21 protein-coding genes are annotated in these 25,112 nt (G+C 54.6%); 7 read left to right on the top strand and 14 right to left on the bottom strand.

Features of this window, described 5'->3' with window-relative positions; genetic code table 11:
* The first annotated feature begins 64 nt into the window (after positions 1–64).
* Positions 65–979, top strand: a complete 915-nt coding sequence (locus tag ACZ1HV_RS26045; protein ID WP_472716761.1) for a LysR family transcriptional regulator — start codon at positions 65–67, stop codon at positions 977–979.
* Here the strand turns inward: ACZ1HV_RS26045 and ACZ1HV_RS26050 are convergent.
* On the bottom strand, positions 976–2,664 hold the full coding sequence (locus ACZ1HV_RS26050) for a thiamine pyrophosphate-binding protein (protein ID WP_472716762.1): 1,689 nt from the start codon (positions 2,662–2,664) through the stop codon (positions 976–978). The two genes, ACZ1HV_RS26045 and ACZ1HV_RS26050, sit on opposite strands and share 4 nt — an antisense overlap.
* Before the next feature lie 152 nt (positions 2,665–2,816).
* On the opposite strand from ACZ1HV_RS26050, the gene ACZ1HV_RS26055 reads away from it, so the two are divergent.
* The 4 genes from ACZ1HV_RS26055 (at position 2,817) to ACZ1HV_RS26070 (ending at position 6,767) form a co-directional block, all read left to right on the top strand.
* Positions 2,817–3,509, top strand: a complete 693-nt coding sequence (locus ACZ1HV_RS26055; protein ID WP_472716763.1) for a GntR family transcriptional regulator — start codon at positions 2,817–2,819, stop codon at positions 3,507–3,509.
* On the top strand, positions 3,506–4,222 hold the full coding sequence (locus ACZ1HV_RS26060) for an aspartate/glutamate racemase family protein (protein ID WP_472716764.1): 717 nt from the start codon (positions 3,506–3,508) through the stop codon (positions 4,220–4,222). The genes ACZ1HV_RS26055 and ACZ1HV_RS26060 overlap by 4 nt, the downstream gene beginning before the upstream one ends.
* Positions 4,223–4,774: 552 nt before the next feature.
* Complete coding sequence (locus ACZ1HV_RS26065) at positions 4,775–6,322, top strand: S8 family serine peptidase (protein WP_298959971.1); 1,548 nt, start codon at positions 4,775–4,777, stop codon at positions 6,320–6,322.
* An 88-nt stretch (positions 6,323–6,410) separates the two neighbouring features.
* Positions 6,411–6,767, top strand: a complete 357-nt coding sequence (locus tag ACZ1HV_RS26070) for a hypothetical protein (RefSeq protein WP_472716765.1) — start codon at positions 6,411–6,413, stop codon at positions 6,765–6,767.
* Positions 6,768–6,858: 91 nt separating this feature from the next.
* On the opposite strand, the gene ACZ1HV_RS26075 is transcribed toward ACZ1HV_RS26070, so the two are convergent.
* Positions 6,859–8,076, bottom strand: coding sequence for an NADP-dependent isocitrate dehydrogenase (locus ACZ1HV_RS26075; protein ID WP_472716766.1), 1,218 nt, complete (start codon positions 8,074–8,076; stop codon positions 6,859–6,861).
* Positions 8,077–8,276: 200 nt separating this feature from the next.
* Positions 8,277–8,729: an RrF2 family transcriptional regulator gene (locus ACZ1HV_RS26080; RefSeq protein WP_298821850.1), complete on the bottom strand. Its 453-nt coding sequence runs from the start codon at positions 8,727–8,729 to the stop codon at positions 8,277–8,279.
* Positions 8,730–8,858: 129 nt separating this feature from the next.
* Between ACZ1HV_RS26080 and ACZ1HV_RS26085 the strand changes: the two genes are divergently transcribed.
* Positions 8,859–10,259 (top strand): MFS transporter, encoded by a 1,401-nt coding sequence (locus tag ACZ1HV_RS26085; protein ID WP_472716767.1) that lies wholly within the window; start codon positions 8,859–8,861, stop codon positions 10,257–10,259.
* Between the two features lie 115 nt (positions 10,260–10,374).
* Here the strand turns inward: ACZ1HV_RS26085 and ACZ1HV_RS26090 are convergent, their stop codons facing one another.
* The 8 genes from ACZ1HV_RS26090 to ACZ1HV_RS26125 all read right to left on the bottom strand — a co-directional run bounded on the left by ACZ1HV_RS26090 (position 10,375) and on the right by ACZ1HV_RS26125 (position 20,069).
* Positions 10,375–11,604 (bottom strand): hypothetical protein, encoded by a 1,230-nt coding sequence (locus ACZ1HV_RS26090; protein WP_472716768.1) that lies wholly within the window; start codon positions 11,602–11,604, stop codon positions 10,375–10,377.
* A 131-nt stretch (positions 11,605–11,735) separates the two neighbouring features.
* Positions 11,736–14,783, bottom strand: coding sequence for an AAA family ATPase (locus tag ACZ1HV_RS26095; protein WP_472718502.1), 3,048 nt, complete (start codon positions 14,781–14,783; stop codon positions 11,736–11,738).
* A 306-nt stretch (positions 14,784–15,089) separates the two neighbouring features.
* A complete protein-coding gene (locus tag ACZ1HV_RS26100) occupies positions 15,090–15,794 on the bottom strand; it encodes a substrate-binding periplasmic protein (RefSeq protein ID WP_472716769.1) in 705 nt (234 codons plus the stop codon).
* A 489-nt stretch (positions 15,795–16,283) separates the two neighbouring features.
* Entirely contained in the window at positions 16,284–16,430 is a 147-nt protein-coding gene (locus ACZ1HV_RS26105) for a hypothetical protein (RefSeq protein WP_173005971.1), read from the bottom strand.
* A 364-nt stretch (positions 16,431–16,794) separates the two neighbouring features.
* Positions 16,795–17,436 (bottom strand): peptide chain release factor H, encoded by a 642-nt coding sequence (prfH, locus tag ACZ1HV_RS26110; RefSeq protein ID WP_472716770.1) that lies wholly within the window; start codon positions 17,434–17,436, stop codon positions 16,795–16,797.
* Complete coding sequence (locus ACZ1HV_RS26115; RefSeq protein ID WP_472716771.1) at positions 17,433–18,602, bottom strand: RNA ligase RtcB family protein; 1,170 nt, start codon at positions 18,600–18,602, stop codon at positions 17,433–17,435. The genes prfH and ACZ1HV_RS26115 overlap by 4 nt, the downstream gene beginning before the upstream one ends.
* A gap of 390 nt (positions 18,603–18,992) precedes the next feature.
* Positions 18,993–19,478, bottom strand: a complete 486-nt coding sequence (locus tag ACZ1HV_RS26120) for a YHS domain-containing (seleno)protein (RefSeq protein WP_472716772.1) — start codon at positions 19,476–19,478, stop codon at positions 18,993–18,995.
* 219 nt (positions 19,479–19,697) lie between these two features.
* Positions 19,698–20,069, bottom strand: a complete 372-nt coding sequence (locus ACZ1HV_RS26125; protein WP_472716773.1) for a hypothetical protein — start codon at positions 20,067–20,069, stop codon at positions 19,698–19,700.
* 180 nt (positions 20,070–20,249) lie between these two features.
* Between ACZ1HV_RS26125 and ACZ1HV_RS26130 the strand changes: the two genes are divergently transcribed.
* Complete coding sequence (locus tag ACZ1HV_RS26130) at positions 20,250–21,206, top strand: AraC family transcriptional regulator (protein WP_472716774.1); 957 nt, start codon at positions 20,250–20,252, stop codon at positions 21,204–21,206.
* Between the two features lie 99 nt (positions 21,207–21,305).
* Here ACZ1HV_RS26130 and ACZ1HV_RS26135 read toward each other — a convergent pair whose 3' ends face one another.
* The 3 genes from ACZ1HV_RS26135 to ACZ1HV_RS26145 form a co-directional block, all read right to left on the bottom strand.
* On the bottom strand, positions 21,306–22,001 hold the full coding sequence (locus ACZ1HV_RS26135) for a hypothetical protein (RefSeq protein WP_472716775.1): 696 nt from the start codon (positions 21,999–22,001) through the stop codon (positions 21,306–21,308).
* Positions 22,002–22,083: 82 nt separating this feature from the next.
* Complete coding sequence (locus ACZ1HV_RS26140; protein ID WP_472716776.1) at positions 22,084–24,300, bottom strand: NADP-dependent isocitrate dehydrogenase; 2,217 nt, start codon at positions 24,298–24,300, stop codon at positions 22,084–22,086.
* A 195-nt stretch (positions 24,301–24,495) separates the two neighbouring features.
* Complete coding sequence (locus ACZ1HV_RS26145) at positions 24,496–25,038, bottom strand: STM3941 family protein (protein WP_472716777.1); 543 nt, start codon at positions 25,036–25,038, stop codon at positions 24,496–24,498.
* Between the last annotated feature and the right edge of the window lie 74 nt (positions 25,039–25,112).

Consider the following 25,112-nt stretch of genomic DNA (forward strand, 5'->3'; position numbering starts at 1 on the left):
TCAAATACAAAGACTTTGATGCTCCATCATTTTTTGTGATACATGAGCTTATGAGGGCGCGCGTATGGCTTTGAGATTTCGACAACTTCAGGCATTTCACGCCATCTTTGAAACCGGGACCGTGACCGGTGCCGCCGAGCAGTTGGGCATCTCCCAACCGGGTATTTCCAATCTGCTTGCCCAATTGGAGCGTCAAACCCGTTTGAAGCTGTTTGAACGGACCAAAGGCCGTCTCCAACCAACGCCGGTTGCCGACGTTCTGTTTCGCGAAGTCGATACGGTGGTTCGTGGCCTCGATCATGTCGGACAGGCGATCCACGACCTGCAAAACAAGCAGGCGGGTCAGCTTCAGGTGGCGGCACCACACCTTTTGTCGTTCGGGTTCATGCCTGGCGAAATCGCACGGTTCGCCGAGACGCGGCCTGATTTGCTTATTTCGTTCCAATCCCAGTATTCGTCCAAGATCCAGGAGTGGGTCATGGCCGGATTGTTCGAGATTGGTGTTTGTGAAATGCCTGTCTATCACGACACCCTTGCCAGGGAGGTGTTTCACTTCGAAACCATCGCCGTTCTGCCGAAAGATCACGTGCTGGCGCGGCACACCCGGCTCACGCCGGAATTGCTGGACAGTCAGCCGTTTATTGTCATGGGTCCTGAGCACATGACCCACCGGCGCACGCGGGAAGCCTTTGAAAGCCGCAATGCGGGGTGGCGGCCGCAAATCCACACCCACTTGTCGGAAAACCTCCTGAGTTTCGTCAAGCAGGGAATGGGGGTTGCCCTGATCGACCCGTTCACCGTTCATTTCGACAAGGAGCCCGGCTATGTCACGCGGCCCTTTGAACCGGCAATCATGCTCGATCTGGCTCTCATCACCTCGCGCAACCGACCGCTGACACCAGTCGCACAAACGTTTCTTGCGCAACTTCGGGACAGTCTGGCGAGTTTTGCCGCCAAGACTTCTGGAAACAGCATCTAGGCTACCCATTCGGAAACCGGAGCAGCGGCTTCGTGAAGGGGCTGGGAAATCACGTCGACCAGTGTCGGGCCGTCATGGTCGACAGCTTCAGCGAGCACTTTTTTCAAATCAGCCGGGTCTTCAACCCGCCAGCTCTTGACCCCAAAGGCGCTCGCGACGGCAGCGTGGTCCGTTCGGCTGAAATCGACGTTGTAGAACCTGCGACCGAATCCTGCGTTCTGCCCCGCCTTAATCCAGCCGAAAGTTGAATTTGAAAAGACAATGGACGTGATCGGCATCCGGTAACGGACCATGGTTTCGAATTCACCGCAGGAGAAGCCGAAACTGCCGTCACCCATCGCTGCGATCGTCTTCACGCCCGGACGGCCCACATGGGCACCCATGGAAGCCGCGAGTGCATAGCCGAGTGCGCCATGAGCCCGGTTGGTGATGAAATGCCGGCCAGGTCTGCGCCAGCGGTAATGGGCACTGAAATAGGGACAAGGCGTGCCGGGATCGGCCACGATCGTTGCATCATCTTCCAGAATGTCCATCAGTACGGCAATGACGGCTTCGGGCCGGATCGGTCGGTCCGTTGCAGCTGCGAGCAAATCGAATTCGGCAGTTTTTGCACTCCAGGCGGCAGCTGCGCGGGCCACACCGTTCTGCGATACGACCCCGGGCAAAGCGGCAAGTTCGACGGCCAGGGCGTCAAGCGCCAAACGGGCATCGGCATTGATGGCAACGGCCGTCTGATAGTTTGCTCCGATCACCATTGGATCGCTGTCGATGTGAAGGATGATCTTGTCCCGGCCAGGCGACCGCCAGCGCTCGGTTGTCACCGAACCGGCGCGGCAGCCAACAAACAAGATCACGTCTGCCGCGTCGACGGCTGCACGCGTGGCTGGATTGCCACCGTTGGAACCAACAACACCAAGCGCAAGAGGATCGGTCTCTGCGATGCTGCCCTGGCCCGACACTGTCGTGGCCACAGGCGCTTGAAGCATTTGGGCAACAATTGCCAAGGCGTCTTCAGCACCGGAGAGAACCGGGCCGCCGCCGCATATGATAATGGCGTTTTGTGCGCCGGCCAGCAAACGCGCAGCCTCTGCAATTGCTTCCGGGTCTGGGGCCGCGCGCTCTGCCGGAAAAGCGCGGTGGCGTGGATCGGCCCAAATCTCGGTTTCGTCCACCGGCGCTTTTTGGGTGTCGAACGGGAGCGCCAGATGAGTTGCCCCGGGCGTGCCTGTTGTCATGGCGCGGAAGGCTGCGCGCACTTGCGCCGGCAAACGTGTTGCGTCGTCCAGCGACGTGTTCCATTTGGCCAGGGGTCCGAAGAGGGCCACCTGGTCAAGTTCGGTCAAAGGATACCGGCCGCGGCTTGTGGTGGCTACGTCGGAGGTAATCGCAAGGATCGGGACAGAGCTTTCATTGGCTTCGACCACGCCAGGCAGAATATAGGTTGCTCCGCCGCCAGACGGGCCTTCGCAGACGCCAGGTTTTCCTGTGACACGCGCATAACCGTCGGCCATGTAGGCCGCGTGACGTTCGTCGCGGGTCAAGAGGTGATTGATACCGTGATCGAGCCGGGCCAACGCATCATAGAACGGTAGTGTGGTGTCGCCGCAAAGACCGAAAACCTCGGTTACGCCGTGGGCCTCAAGCATACGCACCATGGCTTCTGCGCCGGTCATTTGATTGCTCATCAGGTTTGCTCCAAGTCTGAATACATATCTGTATACAGCTTTGAATATTGCAATCAAGCCCCGAATGTGTCACCACCCGAAACAAGACCCGGATCTTGTCGAGCCGAACTGCTCTGACCGAAGACAAAGCCTGACCGAAGACAAAGGATGCCATGTCGGAGACCTATGATCAGATCAAGTCGATGGTTGTGGGCTTTGCCCTGCGCCCCGGCGACCGATTGAACGAAAGTGCCTTGTCCAAGGATCTTGGCGTGTCACGGACCCCGCTGCGTGAGGCGCTTAACCGTCTCGTCGCCGAAGGATTGATCGATGCGCGACCGGGTGAGGGGTTCTTCTGCCGGAAGCTCGATGCGGAAGGAGTGCATGACCTATATGATCTGCGCGAAGCACTGGAGGTGGCGACAGTCGAACGCGCCTGCGAGCGGGCAAGCGACGCCGACCTCATGGCGTTGGCGGACTGGTTGAGCGCCGAGGGGCTCAAGGTGGCCGGGCTCACCGTCGCCGAGGCGTGTGAGCGCGACGAAGCGTTTCATGTGAAGATTGCGGAGCTGTCGGGAAATCCGCTGCTGGCTGCTCAGCTACAAGCTGTGAATGAGAAGATCCGCTATCTGCGATGGGTCCAGCTTGATGAGAGCAGGCTCAAAACCACAAAGGCAGGACACCGCAGTGTCATGAGTGCCCTTATTGCCCGTGATGCCGATGCGGCAACGACAGCGATGCGCGATCATATTTCCCTGCGAATGGATCAGATAAATGATGCTGTTAGCAAAGGGATTTCGAACATCTACCTGGACCGCACCGGCGCACTTACCGGACACATCCTGAAATCGGAGGACGCGGCATGATCGCGGCAGGTGGCAAGACTGTCTATGGAGCATCCGTTGGCATCTTGATGCTCGAGGCGCGCTTTCCGCGTATCCCGGGAGATATGGGCAACGCGCAAAGCTGGCCGTTTCCTGTCCTTTATAAGGTGGTGCGCGGCGCATCGCCCGACCGCGTGGTCCGGCAGCAGGCAAGTGGGCTTGTCGATGCCTTTGTTGACGCAGCGCGTGAACTTGTTGCCGACGGTGTGGACGGTATCACCACGAATTGCGGTTTTCTTTCTCTTGTTCAGGAAGAACTTTCACAAGCCGTTCCGGTTCCTGTTGTCACCTCATCCCTGCAACAGGTTTCCATGGTCAATCGACTTATGCCTGCTGGCAAACGTGCCGGTGTCCTGACGATCTCCGGTTCTACCCTCACACAGGCCCATCTGGACGCCGCCGGTGTGCCCGCTGAGACACCAGTCGGTACCACAGAGGGATTGAGCGAGTTCTCGCGCGTAATCCTTGATAATGAACTCACCTTGAATGTTGAGGCGGCACGCGAGGATAACGTGCAGGCCGCGTTGACCCTGAAGGAGGCACATCCGGACCTTGGCGGTATTGTTCTTGAATGTACCAATATGTGCCCATACGCAGAAGATATTGCCAAGGCAACTGGGCTGCCGGTCTGGTCTATGGTCAGCTTTGTCGAATGGTTTCAAGCAGGGTTGTCTCCGCGGCGCTTTCCGACCTGAGAGACGCGTTTTCTTCGGTGCATTTGCAGACAGGTGAAGGCAGGGGGCAATCAGTTCGGAAGGCATTTTCCGCGGTTTGGTAGCAGCGAGCGGCTATCCGCCTCTGCCGAGGCATGGCTGGTTGTCATCAGCTCGTTGATAGAAATGCAAATGAAGTCTTTCGACAGCTCCTATTTGTTGGAAATAATCAAATTCAACGCACTTTTTTTGGGAAAGGCCTTTTGCCTCTTGTAAAGAGCATTTTTGCTTTTGCGAATTTTTTGATTGAATTGGTTGTGTTTTTGTTACTAATATCGCGCTGGGCATAAATAATTTTTTGTTTTCATTAAAAATTTATCAGAATATATTTTACCAATGCGTGTATCTGCGTTGTGTAACAATTGTATAATATTTAGTTCAGCAGTAATTTGCTCGAAGTTTTACTTCTATATAAATATTTTTATTCGTTATCTAAAGTAAAATTGTCTGCTAGTATTCTTAGTTGCCTCTCCTGTTCCGTCGCGTTCAGGTGGTATTTTTAATGTAAATAATGACCTTTTTATGGAGTTTATTATGAGTAATAACGAATATGAAGTTGTCGCTACTGTGTCTCCGCGTTCGCTTGGGCCGATATCTTTATTTGACGCAGAGGAAGCTATTACCAGCGACAACGTGCAGCAGTTCAATTCCGACCCTTCGGACATCAGGGATTCAAAACGAGCCTTGAGCCGAGCCGGCTTTCACGTATTTGAGGAAGCGTCGAGCGACACCACGATTTCAATCGGTGGAACGGCGAAACTCTTCAAGGAGTTTTTCGGAGCGAAACTGACCAAGCAGAAGACGGAGATCAGGCCGGATACCACGATCGAGTTCATGGCGACGAGTGAAGATCCGTCCGAAGCGCTGATGAATGCGCCAGACGAATTCAAGCAACTGATCGAGGGGGCGGTCATTGCGAGGCCGCCAACCTATTTTGCGCCTCATCCGATCCCACCGCTCGCCTCGGTTCATGCCAACGCCTATCCCTACATGATGGTGCCTGACGGTGTGGGCGTCGTGCTCCGGGCTTCCCGCGTTCATCGGCTGGGCGTGACAGGCAAAAATGTCGTCGTCGGTATGCTGGATACCGGTCACTACCGGCACGCTTTTTTCAGCTCCCGCGGGTACCGCCTTCTGTCGACACTGCTGGCACCCGGTGCGAGCGACCCGGCAGACGATGCCAATGGGCACGGCACAGGCGAAAGTGCGAATGTGTTTGCCTGTGCACCAGATTGCCGCTTGCGCATGATTAAGATGGGCAACGACACCGTCGGTGCCATCAACACAGCGCTCAACGCCAATCCCAAACCCCAGATCCTGACCAACAGTTGGGGCTACAGCGCCGACACGCCAGGCTCCTCCATTCCCAATTGGCTGAAGCCATTGGAAGCAGCTGTTGCCAATGCTGTGTCCCAGGGTGTCGTGGTTTGTTTCTCGGCCGGCAATGGGCACTACGGTTTTCCAGGCAGCCACCCGGATGTGATCTCGGTCGGTGGAGTTCATGTAAACCTTCCCGACGAGAACGATCTGGAAGCCTCCAGCTATGCGTCCAGCTTCAATTCCTCCTGGTACCCGGGACGCCAGGTACCGGATCTTTGCGGATTGACAGGCAAGAGCGTGAACATCGGAGGTGCGAAGGCACCGAGCCTGATGCTGCCGGTACAGGCCAGTGCCTCGCTGGATGGCATTGCGCCGTCGACAGGATCAAACTCAGACGGTTGGGGCCTTTTCTCGGGAACTTCGGCAGCCTGTCCTCAAATCGCGGGCATCTGCGCGCTTATGCTTGAAAAGGATCCGACCCTGACCCCGGCTGAGGTCAAAGACAAACTGAAGAAAAGCGCAAGGGACGTGAAGAAGGGCACAACCCAAATGGGACATACGGCGACCAACGGACCAGACCTTGCAACGGGGTCCGGACTTGCGGATGCCAAATGGGCTTATATCAATACGATGGGGGACGTTGCGGCCACCTTCTTCAGCGGTACCAAGGAACAGCAGCTGGCAATGGTGTCCTCCGGCGCGATGCCGGAATTCTCCAAGGAATTCATCAGTGACATGATTGATACCTTGCGTTCACGCTAAAGCTGGCGACAATTCGACCAAGAATGGACATGCGCTGACAAGCGCATGTCCAGTTGTTCTCGCGGCAGAAATTTAAGGGGCCTGGCCGATGGCAGATGAGACCGAGATTTTCGGTGCGCAAGTCGTTTTGAAACAAAGCGACGGCTCATCGATACTCGATGCGACGGAATCACTGACTGCAGCGACAATCGAGCGTTACAGACTGCCGGCGGAAACGGTTGGGGAGGCACGCAAAGCCCTGGAAGCACTTGGATTTCGGGTGGTTGGCGACGACGGTACCACGTTGTCGGTCGAAGGATCACGTGCACATTTTGCTGAAGTGTTTGGCCTTGAGGTCGGGGCCGTGCAAGCTGGTGTTGCGGCTCACGCCACCAAAATTCCGGACGATGCGCAATCGTTTGTTGCGGATGTCATTGTACCACCGAAACCGAGCCTCTTCCCCTGAACTGACACTCACCGGTGGGGCTCCGGCCTCCGCCCTTCAGCCTTAAGTGGCGGGGTGGTGGCCGGTGTATGTGGCTCATGTGCCTGTCAGGTCAACGTTCGCTCATGGCCCGGGCGAGGTTCTCATCAATCTTGTCGAGGAAACCCGTTGTGGTCATCCAGCCCTGATCCGGACCGACCAACAGCGCCAGATCCTTGGTCATATAGCCCGACTCTACCGTTTTGATGCACACACCTTCCAGTGTCTTGGCGAAACGGGCGAGCTTGTCGTTGCCGTCCAATTTGGCCCGATGAGCAAGGCCGCGCGTCCAGGCAAAGATCGACGCGATTGAATTGGTTGACGTGCTTTCACCCTGCTGGTGCTGCCGGTAGTGACGGGTCACGGTGCCGTGGGCTGCTTCTGCTTCCACTGTTTTGCCGTCCGGGGTCATGAGAACGGAGGTCATCAGGCCGAGCGACCCGAACCCTTGGGCAACTGTGTCGGACTGCACGTCGCCGTCATAGTTTTTGCAGGCCCAGACATACCCGCCCGACCACTTCAGTGCACTGGCGACCATATCGTCGATCAGTCGATGCTCATACCAGATACCTGCATCGGCGAATTTATCCTTGAACTCAGCCTCATAGATTTCCTCAAAGAGATCCTTGAATTGGCCGTCATACGCTTTGAGGATGGTGTTTTTGGTGGAGAGGTAGCACGGCACCTTGCGCTGAAGTGCATAGTTCATGGACGCACGCGCGAAGTCCCGGATGCTGTCGTCAAGATTGTACATGGCCATTGCAACGCCGGAGGAGGGAGCATCATAGACCTCGTGCTCGATCACCTCGCCATCTTCTCCCGTGAAGGTGATGGTCAACTTGCCCTTGCCGGGAAAGCGGAAATCTGTTGCACGATACTGATCGCCAAATGCGTGACGTCCGACGATGATCGGCTGCGTCCAGCCGGGGACTAGGCGCGGAACATTCTGCATGATGATCGGTTCGCGGAAAATCACCCCACCCAGGATGTTGCGGATGGTGCCGTTGGGCGAACGGTACATGCGTTTGAGGTCAAATTCCTCAACCCGTGCCTCGTCCGGCGTAATGGTGGCGCATTTGATGCCGACCCCATGCTCCTTGATGGCATTGGCCGCATCGACGGTGATCTGGTCATCGGTCTCGTCGCGCTTCTGGATCGAAAGATCGTAGTTAAGAAGATCAATGTCGAGATAGGGATGGATCAGCTTGTCCTTGATGAAGGCCCAGATGATGCGGGTCATTTCATCGCCATCGAGCTCAACGACGGGATTGTCGACTTTGATTTTTGCCATGGGTGCTCGGCCTCGCTGTTCTGTGAAAAATGAATGTCAGAAGCAGGCAATCTCAATGTTATGAGTTGTACCGGAATTCTATTGTGTGCGCTTGTATACAATAGTCGTGATTGCAGCAAGGCGGCATAACGAAAAATGCCGTGAATACAGGTTCTTTGCCATCTCCTGATTAATTTCGGGTCTGTTCCGGTTTCCAAGAATTAATCGATCAATTTGGCTTCCCTTTGGTAGTTTCGGATTTTTTCCGCATGCGGACGAACGAGATCGGCAACGGCGACACTGCCAAGTTGCTGTTGAAAGGCTTGTTGTGCTGCCTGAAGCGCCTTTGAAGTAGCCTCGTTTGCCGAGCGTTCCAAAAGGCAGGAGGGGGCGTCGTTGGATCGGCCAACGGCAAACAGTTGGGGTGAGCCCAAGGCTGAATAAACGTCCGCTAAGGTGATTTTCTCCAAACTCTTTGTCAGCACCCAGCCGCCGCCATGGCCCTTGGTGGAGTTGACGAAACCTGCTTCACGCAATCCGGCCATGGTGCGCCGGACGAGTGATGGATTGGTGTTGAGCATCCGGCTGATCGCTTCCGATGTTACCGGTTCATCAGTCTGTTCCAGATGCAAAAGCACGTGCAAGACGCGCGGCAGGCGGCTGTCGGTTCGCATGACGTTCCCTTTTTCGAAAGCCTAACTTGCGAACGATCATGTGACAATAAAAAGCACATGAGATTGACGAATGATTTCACGCAACTTATTAAGTAACGAAATATGATCCCTTTTTCGGAGTTAAAAACCATGTCGCTTGCAAGCACCAATGCACGGCGAAGCAACCGTTGGCTGGCGGTTTACGCGCTGTATCTGGCCATGTTCATGAACATTCTTGACATGACGGTCGTCAATCTGGCGCTTCCTGTGATCCGTGCAGAATTCAATGCCACCGACACCCAACTTGAATGGATCGTCGTCGTTTACATTCTGACCTTTGCCGCCGGGCTCTTACCGTTTGGCCGGTTCGGAGACGTTGTTGGCCGTGACAAGGTTTTCCTTTGCGGCGTTGCAGGTTTCACAGGCAGTTCGCTTGCTTGCGGAGTGGCTCCGGACACGCAATTTCTGATCATAAGCCGGGCTGTTCAGGGGCTTTGCGCGGCTGCCATGGTGCCGCAGATCCTTGCCATTGTGCATGTGATCTTCAATGACACGGAAAAAGGAAAGGCGATTGGACTGTTCGGCTCTATTTCTGCGCTTGGGGCTGTTGCGGGGCCACTTGTGGGCGGCCTTATCGTCACCTTGGACGTGTTTGATCTTAGTTGGCGGCCCATATTCCTGATGAACCTTCCGATTGGCCTCATTTCAATTTTTGGTGCTCTCAGATTTCTTCCGTCCCTTCAGACCGGTACGCGTCTTGCGCCAGACTGGAGTGGAACGGTGCTCTTTCTTCTGGCTGTCACGCTGGTGCTCTTTCCTCTTGTCGAGGGCCGTCAGTTCGGGTGGCCGTTCTGGTGTTTTGGCTTAATGGCCCTGGGACTGGAGGGAAGCGTCCTCTTTTATCGTCAGCAAGTGAGCAATTTTGAGCGAGGTCTGCCGGAGTTGTTGCCGGTTTCGCTTTGCCGGGACCGGTCTTTCGTCCTGGGCGTGGCGTATGTCTCGATATGTTTTTCCGCGCTCGCCGGATTGTTTTTCGTGTTGTCGATCTATCTTCAGAGCGGTCTTGGACTGACACCGCTTTCTGCCGGTCTGACACTGGCACCGCACCCCTTGGGCGTGATGCTGGCCTCAACACTCACAGGACGGTTGGGAACAAGAGTACAGGAGTTGCGCATCCTGACTGGGGCAAGTTTCGTTCTGGCGGGTGTTACCGTGCTTTGGCTGATTGCCAATAACGGCGTGGCCGCCTCAAATGGTTTTTGGCTGGGTCTTCCGTTGTTTGCAGTTGGATTGGGCACAGGTGTTCTGATACCGGCACTATTTCAGCGGGTTCTCTCGCGCGTGTCAGGTGCGGATGCTGGGGCGGGATCAGGTGTGCTTCAAGCCTTTCAGCAATTGGGAATGGCTGTCGGCATTGCGCTTCAGGGGCAGATTTTCTTTCAGACACTTGAAAAATTGCCAGGGGGTTATTCGAGCGCAGCCGGTCTTACCCTGCTTTATCCGATAACACTTTTCGGAGTGCTCGTAGCGCTTTCGCTTTTCTTCTTTTAGGAAGACAGCGCGGCCCGAAATCATGAAGGTTGGACCTGAAAAATGTGCACGGCCTGCCGGGTGGGAGGGGAGCAGGCCGTGCACGTTGGCCAGAAGCTGTCAGGCCTCGGGCGTATCAGCGGTTCTTTTCAAGTGTAATGGTCACTTCGACAATTGACTTCGGATCATGACGAGAGTCCTTCGGGTCATGATAATCGATGATGATCGTCGCTCCCGGCACACGGACGCGCGAAGGCGGGTTCTCCAGACCGGATCCGATATGTTGATGCACATCACCCAAGGCAAAGCCGAAGAGAGTTGCGCATTCTTCCAGTGTTGTCCGTGGGTTTTCAAAGACGCTTGCCGCCAGCGAGCGATAACCATTTGCCTGCAACGTCGCGACAGTTGGCGCTGATCCACTTGGCTGTGTGATGCCTTTTTGGGGTATGGTGACAGCCTTTTTAAAGCTGGAGGGTACCTGCAAAAGGCGGCGGATCGTGAACCGGACCTCTTCGTTCGGGCAAGCGACTATGTGCGGATAACAATCGTGATAGTAGGCGTTTACCAGGGAGCTCCGCAGGTTTTGTTCGCTCAGCCAGCTGGCGCCCATTCCAGAATAGTGCCGTGTGCCGAGACTGTCTTTGCCCATATACATGGCATTCAGGCCTTGCCAGAAACCATTCGGCGCCCACTTCAGGTAATCGTCCTTGTTCTTGAAATACATATAGTCGCCCGGGATCGGCGGATCCTGCAGAGAGCCATTCTGAGCCATGAAATCGGTTGCCGGGTTGTCGGTCCAGGGACCCACCAGCATGGAGCCAAACTGGGCGGCAAGTTTGGTAAAGGTTCGAGAGCCGAGACCGTCCAAAAGGCCCCAGAAAACGGTCAATTGAAATGCGCCGGCACACTCGCCGCGAAAGGGCAGGGAATGGCCGTCAACTGGCTTGACCACTTCGGCAGGTTTGAAGCCGTCCGTCTGCTGCCAGGCAGCTTCGTTTTTACCGGGATCCAGGAATTGCCAGTATTGAGAAACTCTGGTGGCTCCGCTCGTTCCCAGCCTTGGCTCCGGGCCAAGCGTCGGATCGTAATAGTCGCCGTCAAAGACACCAGCTGTCAAAGACGTCATTGCCGAGATCGCACCCAGACGAAACAGGATGTTTTCCCAAAAGTGTTGCAGATCGTCGAAGGCGACAGGTTGGGATGACGCAAGCGTCGCCGTCAGAATTTCGCCCGTCAGGTCGCTCTGAAGAAGGTGCCTTTCTTCTTTTTTTATCAGGCCGGTCAGATCGCTCTGAAGCTGACCGATATCCTCAATCGGCTCTCCGCCGATATGCAGACCGCTTTGTGTGCCAATCTCTTTCAGCATTTGCTTGCCCCGTCAGAATTCCTGGCGTCTTCCGGGCCCCTTCCATGGGTGTGGAAAGACGCGCTCCCTCATAGAATGCATTCGGGCACTCTTGCACTTATTGGTTTAAAAACCGTGACTGGCCTGCAATCTCAGATTTTGTCGGGATTTTTCAGAGCAGGTTGGGCCTGCAAAAGGGCGGTTGCGGTGTTCAGATGCAGCTCTGCGCCGGTCTGCTTTGCCATGGAAACCGATGCTTCAAGGAGCTTTCGAACCTGCGGATGCTCTGCTGAATGCAATTTGGCGGTGGCAACGGCTGAAAGCCGCGTCAGTTCCGCATCGAAATAAGCTTCTCCGGTCGTATCCGTAAATCGCTTCACATCGTTGAGCCTGATCAGCGCTCCCTTGGCATCGTTCTTCTGAAGAAGAGCTTCCGCGATCCAGGCTTCCGCATAGGGTCGCGCAAGGATTGCACCGGTCGAGAGATAATCTTCAAGCCCCTTTTCCATGAGCGGCAATGCGCTGGTGTCGCCAGACTTGAATCTGGCGCGTCCAAGGTTGATTGCCGCCTGAGCTGCCTGCTGAGCAAAATCCTGGTTCCCGCATAGTTCCATTGCTTTGAGGGCGTGCCGTTGGGCAGCTTCACTCTTGCCGCAAAAATTGTTGGCGGTTGCCAGAAAGCAACTTGAGAATGCCTGACAGAATGCATGATCAGAGTCTGAGGCCAACCGTTCAAGTTCATCAGAAACCGTCTGCATTTTTCCCGGCTGATTGGTCAGGGCATAGCACCAGCACAGATAGGATCTGGCCAAAATTCCGAGATCAAGGCTGTAATTGGTGACCATGTCTTCAAAGTCTGCACGCTCGGCATCTGACACGGCCGCCAGAAAGGCGCGCTCGGAACCTTTCAGATCTCCTACATAAAACGCACCGACGCCAGTCATATAGTGACCCGCGGCAAGCTCGAGCGCTGTCTGGAGCTGAAGTGCGATTTCCAGGAAATCAGCGCTAAGTTCCAGTGCAAATGAGATATCGGCCCTGACCATATGGGCGCCCCAAAGGCCCCAGATCATCTGTAGGTTTTCCGAGGATCTGTCTTGAGGCCTCTTGAGCATACGGGCCTTGGAATAAACTTCCTGAACCTCTTCGGATGCAAATCCGTGATTGGTGATCATCTGCGGTCCCAGCAACAGCAGAAAGCGGCTGATTGTGTTGTCGCGCTTTTGATGGCCTTCGATCCCGCGCGCGAGTTCAAGCGCCTTTTTGAAGTGTTTTCCAGCGTCTTTGTGCGCTGCAAGCCGAACGGCCTGCAGGCCTGCAATTTCAAGATAGTCCAACGACGCAGCGACGTTTCCAGCTTGTTCAAAGTGGTGCGCGATAACTTCGGCAGCCACCTCGGGCTGGTTCTCCGGGTCACGGGTGAGGGCCGAGGCGATTCTGGCGTGAAACTCCTTTCGCACCTTTGGCCCAATAGACTGGTAAGCCAGATCCTGAACAAGTCCGTGCTTAAATTCGTATTGATGCTCTTCTTCTTCTGAAGGAAAAATCAAACCTGATTTTTGAAAGACAGAAAGATGTTTCTTGACCGTTTTTCCAGGGAGACCAGCGATATCTGTCAAAAGTTTCTGGTCGAACTTTCCGCCGATGGCCGATGCCATCAATAGCAGCTCTTTGTCATTGCCCAGGTGCGAGATTCGCGCCGCCAGGGTCTCTCGCAACGAAGCGGGGATAAGCGTTTCCCTGCGTTCTTCAAAAAAGTCGCCGCCACGATCAATAGCAATATTCATCAGCTCTTCCAGAAAGAGCGGAATACCGTCTGATTTCCGAATGACATGCTCAAAGTGAGCGTCGGTCATATCGCGTGGTCTCAATTGACTGGCAAGAAAGCGGGTTTGCTCCCGCGTCAGTTGCTGCATCCGGCACGTTCTGTCGGCAAGATCGGCGAGCTCGCTCGCACCTGGATCCGGGCGTGTGCTGACAAGAGTGAGAATACGGTCCTTTGTGAGTGTGTCTGCCAAATATGCGATCAACTCAAGCGAGCTGCTGTCCATCCAGTGCGCATCTTCAAAGACCAGAACGACAGGGTGGATCAGAGACAACTGACAAAAACAGTCTTTTAGTGTCTGCAGCGGCGCTTCGGCCGAAATTTTCTCCCGCGGCGGGTGACTGTCGAGCCCACCGCTTTTCAGGATCGCTCGCAGGTTTGCATTGTTACGCGGCGTGTCGAGCTTGAGGTCCACAAGAAGCGTTTGGATCACGCTGCCGATCAGACTCGGGCTCTGTAGTCCTTTGAGGCCCAAGAAACTGTAGAGGCCTTGAGCGACCGGAAAAAACGGTGTTCGCCTGTGATGCACCGAACCGCTGAAATTCAGAACAAGAGCCTGGTCGGATCCCGCTTTTTGCAAAAAAGTGTGAATCAGGCGGGACTTGCCGATGCCCGGGTCGCCTTCGATCAGGATCAACTGGGGCTTTTTGTCTTTCACTGCGCTCCAATTGAGGCGCAGTGATTTCAGCTCGTTCGTTCTTCCAGCAAAGGCGGAGAGGGTTTTGTCACGCGCATTCGGCAAGGTGGTTGAAGGCGGAGCAATGCTTTGCAGGACCTCATAGGCAATACCTGCACCGTCTGAAAGTTGCACTTGCCTGTATTCGAAATTGCTGCGGAACAGCGAGCGGGTGTTCCCGGAAACAAGCAAGGTATTGCCGCACGCGTTTTTTTCCAGAAGCGAAGCTTCATCGAAGACTTTGCCCGACACATCCTGCGGCGACAGGCTGGGCCCGTCGCTTGGGACAACGAAGCCGACACCACTGGCAATTCCGCAGCGCAGTTGCACCTGGAAGGTGCTGCCGTCGTTTTTGAAAATTCTGAGGATCTTCTGTGCCGCGAGCACGGCGCGTTCAGCGTCCAGTTCCTTCAGAACCGGAACACCGAACACAAGAACCTTCTGTCCGCTAGGCAAATTGACAAGTTTACCGCCGAATTCGGAAGCGGTGGCCGCGCAGATGGATCCCAGCTTTGCGAAAAGCATCTCATGGGTCGCATCGGTCAGCTGAGCGTGCGTTGGTCCGGCTGTATTGATCCCGAAAACAACCACACTCAATTCCGAACGCAGCGGTATTGTGCCTGAGGTGGGGGAGGTCGTTTCGTCAGGCGTGAGGCTGGATTGGGCCTTGCCTTTGTTTTTTCCGGGCTTTCTTGACACAGGCAATTTGGCTTCCACCTGGGATTGTCGATACCGCGATCTTCAGCAATATCGGGAATAGTATCGACACTAGCAATTTAGAGTTGTTGCGCCCAGATTTATTCACAAGGATTACCAGGAAACTAACAGTGTTATTTTTTCCGTCGAAAGGTATTTCCCGCGTGAACATTAAATCCCTGCACGAGAATACGTAATTTTTACAATATGAATAAACTCATGAGTGTGGAGAGCAGTGATCCAGCCAAGCTTTCAGGCAATCACCTGGGCACAACCCAGCTTCCCAACTGTTTCACGGACCGCAGCACTTCACTGTAGAAGGGAGGCCAAGAAAAGGTCGATTTTGCTATTCAGAGAAGGAAGGTTCTGGCGCAGGCGGTCCCACTGCAACCTTTTCGGGCTCTTTTTTGAAAAAGCGAGATAGATGTTGGCCACTCCGACCGGATCTTCGAACGGAGAAACAGTTGTCATGCCAATACGGTCGGCTGTCCAAAGTGTCATGATGCGCGGCGCCACAAAAGCATCGATGCGGCCGTGATGTGTGGCCATCAACAGCTGTACGACGGTGTCTCGCTGTTCAATCCTTGCCTTGCCGCTTTCTTCAAGAGTACGGAAATTGGGGTGCATTCGACCCTTTGCGATTTTTCCGATTGTCAGACCGTGAAGATCTGTGGCGTTTCCAGTGAATGCAAGGCCGGAATCCTTGCGGGCAAAAATCGCCATTTCGAACTGGACAATGGGTTTGTGCGGATAGACAAGCCACTCTTCACGCTCGGTCGTATGAACGACAGGGAATATGAGGTCCGCACGTCCTTGTTGTGTTGCGAGCTGGGCGCGGGGCCAATTGGTCACTGCGAACTCAACGCCAACACCGGAAGTCTCGGACGCACTTCGAAGCAGGTCGACCAAGAGCCCCGAGGCCTGTCCGTCTTCGCCAGAATAGAGGTAGGGAGGTGCCTGAAATCCTGTGATAACCAGCTTGTCAGTTTCGGCGTTTGCCGACTGAGCAGACATTGGTAGCATCATGCTTGCGAGAATGGCGGCAACAGCTGAAATTCTGGAAAGATGCAAGTTATTTGCACCGCATTTCAAAAAACTCAGCATTTCGCCTGGACCTCATGTCGAATGCCGTTTGGCAAGAAGACTTCATTCACTCAATATGCAAGATAAAATCGTGCCTATTAACAAATCAACTTGTATTTTACCTTGGGTAAATTATTAGTAAAAAGGAGTATTGTTAATTGTTCAGCGAATTTTCCTTGAAATCTATTTAAATTATTCGGAAAAGTGTCAGTTTTAGTATGTTGAAAATGCGTACTCAGTTTTTCACCCGCGGCATGCGTTGATCACGAAACACTTGTGATTGTGCCTGCTTTAGGCTGCTTTGCGATTTTCAGCAGTCAAGCCGGAGCGGACGGCACGTTTCAACGTGTTGCCACTAACACCAATGGTCAGGCCACATAGACCAGGTGCACAGTTTCCTGCACGCAGTCCGGTGCGGCACTACTTCTTTTCTACTGATCGACTGATTTCGGTGATGACACCGAATGCAACAGCCGCGAGGATTTTCATGATGCCGCTATCTATTGCCTGTTCCGTGGTTGCCTGTCCGAGAAACAGGCCAGGACGCGGCTCAACAATAGCTCCCATTGCAACCCCTGCAGCAACTGCTATTTGAATGCATCCAAGGAAAAATACAACTCCAGCGATTAACGTACCCAGCTTAGTAAAAGGCATTGGAATGTCTCTCGATGTCTTTGGTAGTTGCTGAAGATTACCTTTAGTTTTTCTTCCTTCAAGTTATTGTTCAAAATACCCTAAATATCGAAAACTTTAATAAAAGAAGCTTGAAAGTTGCTGGGATTGAGAGCTTGGATGGCGGTAGTCGAGATGGCTTGTTCAACAAATTCTGACCTGAACAAGCCATACGCCGCACAGAGCAGCATTGTTTAGTCGGCATTTGCCTTCCTGTCGCCGACGGAGCACCAACGGCCGCATGACTGTCCTTCTTGTTTCAGCGGAGTTCGGTAAACCGTTCACCTTTGAACACTCTGAGCGGATTGCCCCGTTCCAGCTGTTTATGGAGCTGGTTTTGGGCGGATTTTTCCCGCGCAAGACCTTCTTCCCGTTTGAGAAAGAGCTTTGACTTCAGCCTCTCCAGAGCAACTTGCCGGTTTCTGTGCTGAGAGCGTTCATCTGTCGATGTAGCGGTGAGGCCGGTCGGCAAGTGTGTGATCCGGACACCGCTGTCGGTTGTGTTCTGGTGTTGGCCGCCAGGTCCGCCCGAGCGAAACGTTTCCGTTTTTAGCGCCGAAGCCTCAAGGTCGGGCACGGGTCGTGTTGCGGTTCCGACTGCAAAGACGCCGATAAACCAGTTTTGCCGTTTATGATGAGGGCGAAACGGGCTTTTGCAGGTCCATTGAACGGTACCGGTCCAGCTCATGGAAAGTGTTCCGGACCCCGCTCCGGTCAAGGTGACGAGAGCAGAGCTTGGATCCTTGTCGTTTGTTTCATCCGCAAGTTCCGCACGAAACCGAATGCCGGCCTTATTTGCTTCCATTTGGATCCGGCGAAGAATGTGAGTCACGGCTCTCCTGCATTCGCGCGGGCCGTCTCCGCTTGTGACCAGCAATCTGCTTTGTGAATCAGTGGTCATCGTCTGCTCCTTCTATCCTGCAAACGGCGTTTCTTGTCCTGACGCGCAGTTGATTGCTCTTGTTTAGCCGCTTTCTTGAAGGTCAGAAGCGGTTTGAGAGAAGCTACGTTCTTTGCAAGCCCCGCGTCGACAAGCTCGTTCAGAACACGTGTCGGATCTTTGTAGGCATTCGGTGCTTCCTCGATCAGAAGCTGCCTGTCTTCGCAAACAACCAGGCCGCCAAATGAGGTCCGTGCAAGCTCGTTTTGCTCGGACCGTGTTGCGCCCGCTCGGCCCATCATGGATCGACGATCGTATTTCCGCCCGGATCCGTGAGCCAGACAACCAAGTGCATCCGGATTGCCACGCGTGGCGACAAGCAGATAGCTCAAGGCGTCCCTGGAGCCAGCCAATGGAACCAAGGGAACATCGGCCTTTGCAGCTCCTTTGCGATGCAGAATTGCGCCGTCCCGAAATTCAATCATGTTGTGTGGTGCGTCCGTGACCGGTTTCAGTCCGCAGCGCAGTGCGTCGGCAGCCCGTTCTGCGATGAGCGTCCGGTTCAGACTGGCCCAACGAGTGGCCTGACAGTGGTTCTGCCAATAGGCTTGACCTTCAGCGCTGTCAGGGTCCAGCCCGGCAAATCGGTCGAGCACGGTGCTGAATACAGCCGTGCCAAGAGAGCGTGAACCTGAGTGAACCAGAAGCGCCAGATCTCCTTTCTTGAGCCCGGACATTTCAAGCGCTGAGTTTTCGGTGCTGGCGTCAACAACCTGCAATTCGCAGAAGTGGTTTCCGCCACCGATTGTGCCAAGGGCCTGAACATGCAAGGTTTCGGGCAGATCCAGGGCGTTCAGGCGAGCTGCACCGTCGCCGGACCAACTGCCTTCAAGCGTGCGGAGTTTTTGTGCCGCCTTGTCCAGACGCAGCTTGCGAAACGGCAAATCGAGCACAAACAGGCTCATTCCGCAGCCAATGTCGTTGCCGATCAACTGCGGATAGATCCGGTCGGCCAGTATTGCGCTGCCGACAGGGCCGTATTTGCCCGGATGCAGATCCGGGAATGCGGCAATATTGATCACGCCACGCATTGCGGCCACCTGCTCAAGCTGGTCTTCGGCTGTGCCTTCGATCCAGGAGCGGTCGGAATAAAAACGATGAATAGACGCCGGGCGATCAGATCGCACGGAGCGTTCTTTTGTAGAAGTGCCCATTTGGGGACCCTTTGAAAACAGGATAGGCATCAGGCGCAAGTCTCACTTGTCCTGGTTTCCTCCGGCGCACCGCTATCGCGGTTTAGCGAAGAATTGCCGCCCTTTTGGGCGTGCGGTGCATGATCGTCATGTCCGGCATCCCGTTTTCAAAAAGAATAATTACCGCTTGTTGCGGTGGCAGTGACATAGGCATTGGTCCGGAAATTTGCAATCGGGAATTTTTCCAGACAGGTAATTGTCAAAGTGGTGTGGCGACCGAGCAACGAAGAAAAGGCTGGTTGCCAGCGCCCGCACAACGAAGATCAGGTGCGCCTGTGACGCACCTGATCTGCCCATCGTCTTTACCTCGCTATTGGACGAAGCTTATAGCTCGCTAACTGCTGTTGAGCGGATCTTCTTCCAGTTCTGAGCGGCCTTGGCGATGGTTCCTGATTCATCCTTCTGGAATTCGCGAAAGATGTCCTCGTTCAGGAAGAGGTAAAGCTTGTCGTCAACGACCGCGGCAAACTGCGGGTCGCCGTCGAATTTTTTGCCGACTGAAACTCCGAAAGTGCAGAAGCCACCATTCTGCGGCAAATACGCGGCAGGGTCAGCCGTGAACTTGTCCATGGTTTCTTTCGAAGAGAAATAGTAGGCAACGTCGTCGTGAACGACTGTATGACGTGCCGCGCCATCGATCCGGTTGCCAAGATTGACGAATGCGACAGGATCGACACCATGCATTCCAAGCGGCGCACCTGCGGCTGTCAGGCCACTGGATGTGTTGTATTCGTCTGCCGAAAATGCGGGTCCGGACAGATTTGCGAAGCTCAGCAGCGCAGCTGCGACAAGTGTCTTGGACAGGGACATAGTCTATTCTCCTAACTGGGGTTTGAAAGTTGGGTGACCGGCTTTCGCAACGGCCAGGGATACTTTGCGTTCGACTACTCGATTGATCCATGTGCAAAGATCCCTCAAAATTTGCAGATCGTCCGGCTGAGGCTCAAAAGAAAACACCGGCTGGAAGCCGGCGTCTTTCAGTCAAGGAAGTTGGCAGGTCTGCCAGCAAGCTGGCTGTATTTTGTGGCTTCAGGCAATTTGAGGTTCGGCAACATCTGGCTTGTGTAGAGAGACCACGGTCAGAACCGCAATGGCGTTGACGATGTAATAGGCAAGGTCGATGCCCTTAAAGCCAAGGACGAGTGGGGCTGCCAAAAAGACGACACCAACCGCAAAATCAACGATCAAATGGAACGAATAAGGCAGCACTCTGATCACACCGGTCTTGTGATCAGTCAATACGGTCAGGATCAACGCTGCGACACCGGTGACGACTGAAAGCCAGAAGGCAAGCGGATTGGGCTGACCCAGATTGAGTGCCATAGGCAGTGCAATGAGGCCAAGCGCGACCGGATAGTCCAGATAGGCATGGATGGTCTTGGTAACAAAGCGGATGTTCATATCGAGCTCCTGAATAAAGGTTGGATGGAGGCGGGTGCCTCTCGAGGATTAAGATGATCCGCATGACCCGATTGATCTATGCGCGAAAATCCTCGAAAATTGACTGATCGTCCGGGAGGCTTGCGACTTTTGCCTGAACGCTGCAATAGATGGACCAAACAAGTCTGATTGTGGAATGCCATGAGACATGATGCTCTTAGCCAGATCCTGGATGCACTGAAACTGCGTGGGTCGATTTACTTTCACACCAATTTCTCGCCACCCTGGGCGGTGCAGGTGCCCGACTTTGGCAACGTTGCCCGGTTCCACATGGCTATGCGTGGTGCCTGCTGGCTCAAGGTCGAGGGGCACTCCGCACCCATCTATCTCGCCACCGGAGACCTCGTCGTTATTCCGCACGGCGCGGCCCATGTCCTGTGCGATGAACTTGGAAGGGAGGCCACATCTGTCGATCAGGTCCTTCAGGACACCGGCTATACGGGCGAAGGAGCGCTTTACTTCGGTGGACCGGAAGAAGAGCAAAGCTGCAAGCTGTTTTGCGGTCATTTTGAGTTTGAGGACGGATCCGTGCACCCGATCCTGGAGGCATTGCCTGAGGTTATCCATGTCCCCAATACAGAGACTATGAATGCCTTTTGGCTGGAAACCGTGATGCGTTTCGTTTCCAGCGAAGTCCGCGCAACACTGCCAGGTTCCGATGCCATCGTGCACAGACTGACGGAGATCATCTTCATTCAGGTGGTGCGCACCTTTGTCGATCAGCAGGGCGACAGGGCGGGGTGTCTTGCTGCCGTTCTCAATCCCAGGCTTGGACGTTCAATGTCTCAGATCCATCTGGCACCAGAGCAGCCCTGGACGGTTGAAACACTCGCCCGCGAGGCAGGCATGTCGCGCACCGTGTTTGCCGAACGTTTCACCGATCTCGTTGGCATGACCCCACTTGCTTATGTCACGCACTGGCGCATGGAAAAGGCGCGGCGGGATATCCGGGATACGGACCTGCCGCTGATCGATATTGCGGAGAATATCGGCTACAGCTCAGAAGCTGCCTTCAACCGTGCCTTCAAGCGGCAGTTCAGCCAGACACCGGGTCAAATGCGACGCGTTGGTGAAGCGACTTCTCACGGTCGGGTATGACAGAGGTAGCCTTTGGCCGGCCATTCACGCTGGTATTCATCAGCGACCGAGAGCGCACGATTGCCTGCATCTCGTGCGGCCAAAAATCATGCTTCTTACCTAGTGAGTTCGCGTTCCGCCCTTTTGAAAGAGCAGAATGTCAAACAGAAACGGGACGTTGACCGCGCCCAGAAACGTTGGCGTCACCAGCGTCCCATCTTCCACGAATTCGATGACGCCCAATTGCGAATACAACTCGAAAAGCCGACCTGAACCTTCTGTGAAGTTGCTTTCAAGAGCGTGTTTGGGATCTGAGAAAAAGTGGCGCAGCATCATGAGCGTTTCGACGGAAAACGTTTCGTGATGGTCCCAAAGGCGAGAAAACGACACAGTGAATTGGCGGATCGGTTCGATATCACCGCCGAGATGTTCCATCTGGGCGGATTGTGCACCATAGAAATCGGACAGGTATTTCACGCCATAGTCGGTAAGCGTATGAGCTTTCAGGATTTCTGTCAGGTTCTCAGGTACGCCATCCGGGTCCACTTCTGTGTAGCCCAGGTAAGACAGGCGCGTGTAAAGTTCGTTTGTCACGGACGCGAGACCCGTCATGAAAACAGGGATCTTGTCCTCCTCCAGCAGATCGATGCAACCTTGCAGGTTTGATCTGTCGCCCTTGCTCAATGCATGAAACATGAAACAGGTCTCGGCCCACCAGTGCAAATGCTTCGGGTCGTTTGATGCTGTGTGCAGGACGAATTCCTCGTCAGCGCCATTGGTCACGATTTTTGAAAATGCACCCTGTTCAAAATTCATTGGCTGGATCCGGAAGTGATTGTGTTCGAAACAAAAAAAGGCGGCCGAAGCCGCCTTTTCAAACACAGGTTTAAGTATCGGGTCAACCGATGATGCCATTCAGCGTTGCACTCGGCCGCATAACTGCATCAACTTTGTCCTGAGGCGCATGATAGTAACCGCCGGTGTCGGCCGGGCTGCCCTGCACGCCGTTGAGTTCACCGACAATTGTCTCTTCGCCACCCGACAGCGCAGCGGCAATCGGCGCAAAATGAGCCTTCAGGTCTGTATCCTGATCCTGCTCGCTGAGTGCTTTTGCCCAGTAAAGCGCGATGTAGAAGTGGCTGCCGCGGTTGTCGAGGCCGCCAACCCGACGGGCAGGAGACTTGTCATTGTCGAGCAAGCCTTCAATCGCCTTGTCCAGGGCATCTGCGAGGACCTGGGCCTTGCCGTTGCTTTTGACGTTGGCAAGGTGCTCCAGAGAGGCGCCGAGAGCGCAGAATTCACCGAGTGAATCCCAACGCAGGTAGTTTTCTTCCTGCAATTGCTGAACATGTTTCGGAGCAGACCCGCCGGCGCCGGTTTCGAACAGCCCGCCACCGTTCATAAGCGGAACAATAGAGAGCATTTTTGCCGAGGTGCCAACTTCGAGGATCGGGTAAAGATCGGTCAGGTAGTCGCGCAGGACGTTGCCGGTGATGGCAATGGTGTCCTCGCCGCGGGCGATCCGCTCGGTCGAATATTTGGCGGCTTCTGTCGGTGCCATAACTTTCAGATCAAGACCGGATGTATCGTGATCCGGCAGATAGGCTTCGACCTTCTTGAGCAGTTCCGCGTCATGTGCGCGAGACTTGTCCAGCCAGAATATGCCAGGCATGCCGGACAGTCGCGAACGGGTGACGCCAAGCTTGACCCAATCGCGGATCGGCGCGTCCTTGGTGCGGCAGGCCCGCCAGATATCGCCTACTTCAACACCATGTTCGATCAGGGTTGTGCCTGCGGCATCAACCACACGGATCGTACCGTCCGCGGGTGCCTTGAAGGTTTGCGGATGAGAGCCGTACTCCTCGGCCTTTTGGGCCATCAAACCGACATTGGGAACCGTGCCCATCTTGGCTGGATCGAGCGCGCCGTTTTCCCGGCAGAAGTCGATCACAGCGGAATAAACGCCTGCATAGGAGCTGTCGGGGATCACGCACTTGGCGTCATGTTCCTTGCCATCCGGGCCCCAGCCCTTGCCACCTGCGCGGATCAACGCGGGCATCGACGCATCAATGATGACGTCGGAAGAAACATGCAGGTTGGTGATGCCCTTGTCGGAGTTCACCATGTACATGTCCGGACCGTTGCCAAAGGCTGCCTTTATGTCGGCCTGGATTTCCGCCGCCTTGTCCGCGGGAAGGGTCGCAACCTTTGCTTCCAGATCGCCGATGCCGAGGTCTGGATTGACGCCAAGCTCGTCAAAAGTCGCAGCATGCCTGTCAAAAACGCCTTTCAGGAATGTTTTGACACAATGACCGAAGATGATCGGATCGGAGACCTTCATCATCGTTGCCTTCATGTGCAGCGAAAAGAGTACACCCTGGTCCTTGGCGTCCTGAATTTCCTTTGCAAGAAAAGCCGAAAGCGCTCTTACACTCATGTAGGTGGCGTCAATGACGTCGCCTTCTTCAAGCGGCCAGTCGCTTTTGAGCGTCGAGGCCGCCCCATCCTTGCCAACAAATTCTATCTTTGCAGTGCCAACGGAAGCTGCAGCAATGGTTACGGACTTTTCGTTCGACCGGAAATCATGTTGACCCATCGTTGCCACGTGGGTCTTTGAAGAAGGAAGCCACTCGCCCATGCGGTGCGGGTTCTTCTTGGCATACTCCTTGACGGCTTTCGGGGCGCGCCGGTCGGAATTGCCCTCACGCAAAACCGGGTTCACTGCTGAACCCTTGATGGCGTCATAGCGTGCCTTGACCGACTTCTCTTCATCCGTCTTTGGATCTGCCGGATAGTCCGGCAGTTTGTAACCTTGATCCTGCAGTTCCTTTATCGCCGCGTTCAGCTGTGGCTGAGAGGCTGATATGTTTGGCAGTTTGATGACATTCGCGCCCGGTTGCTTGACCATTTCACCGAGTTCGGCAAGAGCGTCGGACTGTTTTTGCGCGTCGGTCAGATAATCAGGGAAATTGGCGAGGATACGACCGGCCAGCGAAATGTCCCTGGTGCCGATGGTCAAGCCGGCGGCTTTGGTGAAGGCGCGGATGATCGGCAGGAATGAGGCGCTCGCCAGTTCGGGCGCTTCGTCGACCTTGGTATAGATGATATCGGCCATTTCTCTCACATTTCCCAGTGTTTGAAGTGCGATCTGACGGACCGGCGGTTCGCCGTTCCGGAGTGAATTTCGTGTAGCGTATACAATTGTACGCAATCAATTGCCAGCCCTACGGAGGGACAAGGCGGGGGATGTTTGGGGGAGTTCTAACAAACGGCTGCGAAAAGGCAATTGGGGCAAAACCGGAGCCGGGTTTCAGTCGTCCATGGCAGGGGAATGATGGGCACTCGCGTATTCGGCGATCGTGTTGCTGAAATCGCTGAAACTGACACTGTAACCGACGGGATTGAGGCAGTGACCTTTCGCTCCGACGAGGCGATTTGCGAATTTGTAGGCCCTGTAGAATTTCGACTGGTTCAGGGACTTTTCAAATTCCGGCTCCAGTTCCAGCATGATCATGGATGAGCCGCGGCTGCTCCAGGTCGTTATCTCGATGATCTTGGTCCAGGGAATAATCTTTTCGGAAATCCTCGTGTCCCTGATACCGTCCGGCCCGATTTCGATCGCCTGCCGTGGGTTCCTGATCAGTCGAATAGTGCCGTAGACCCCCAAAAACCCGAAAAAGACAACGCATATGAGGCCGAAAATCAATCCATCGCCTTGATTGCCGGGAGCATCGAAGGCGCCTGTTGCGACAAACAGGCCGATCATGACGAAGGGCATGCACAGAGACAGGATGAGCAGGGATTTTCCAACAGACCTTTGAAAGGAAATGTGCTGGCTCGGATCTGTTTGCACGCGCTTTGGCCTTGAAGTTCAAAAGATAGCACCAGAATTTAGCAGCCGACCTGGTTTTGCTTCAAGGCGCGCGC

The organism is Roseibium sp. JB4-4 (assembly GCF_055693425.1).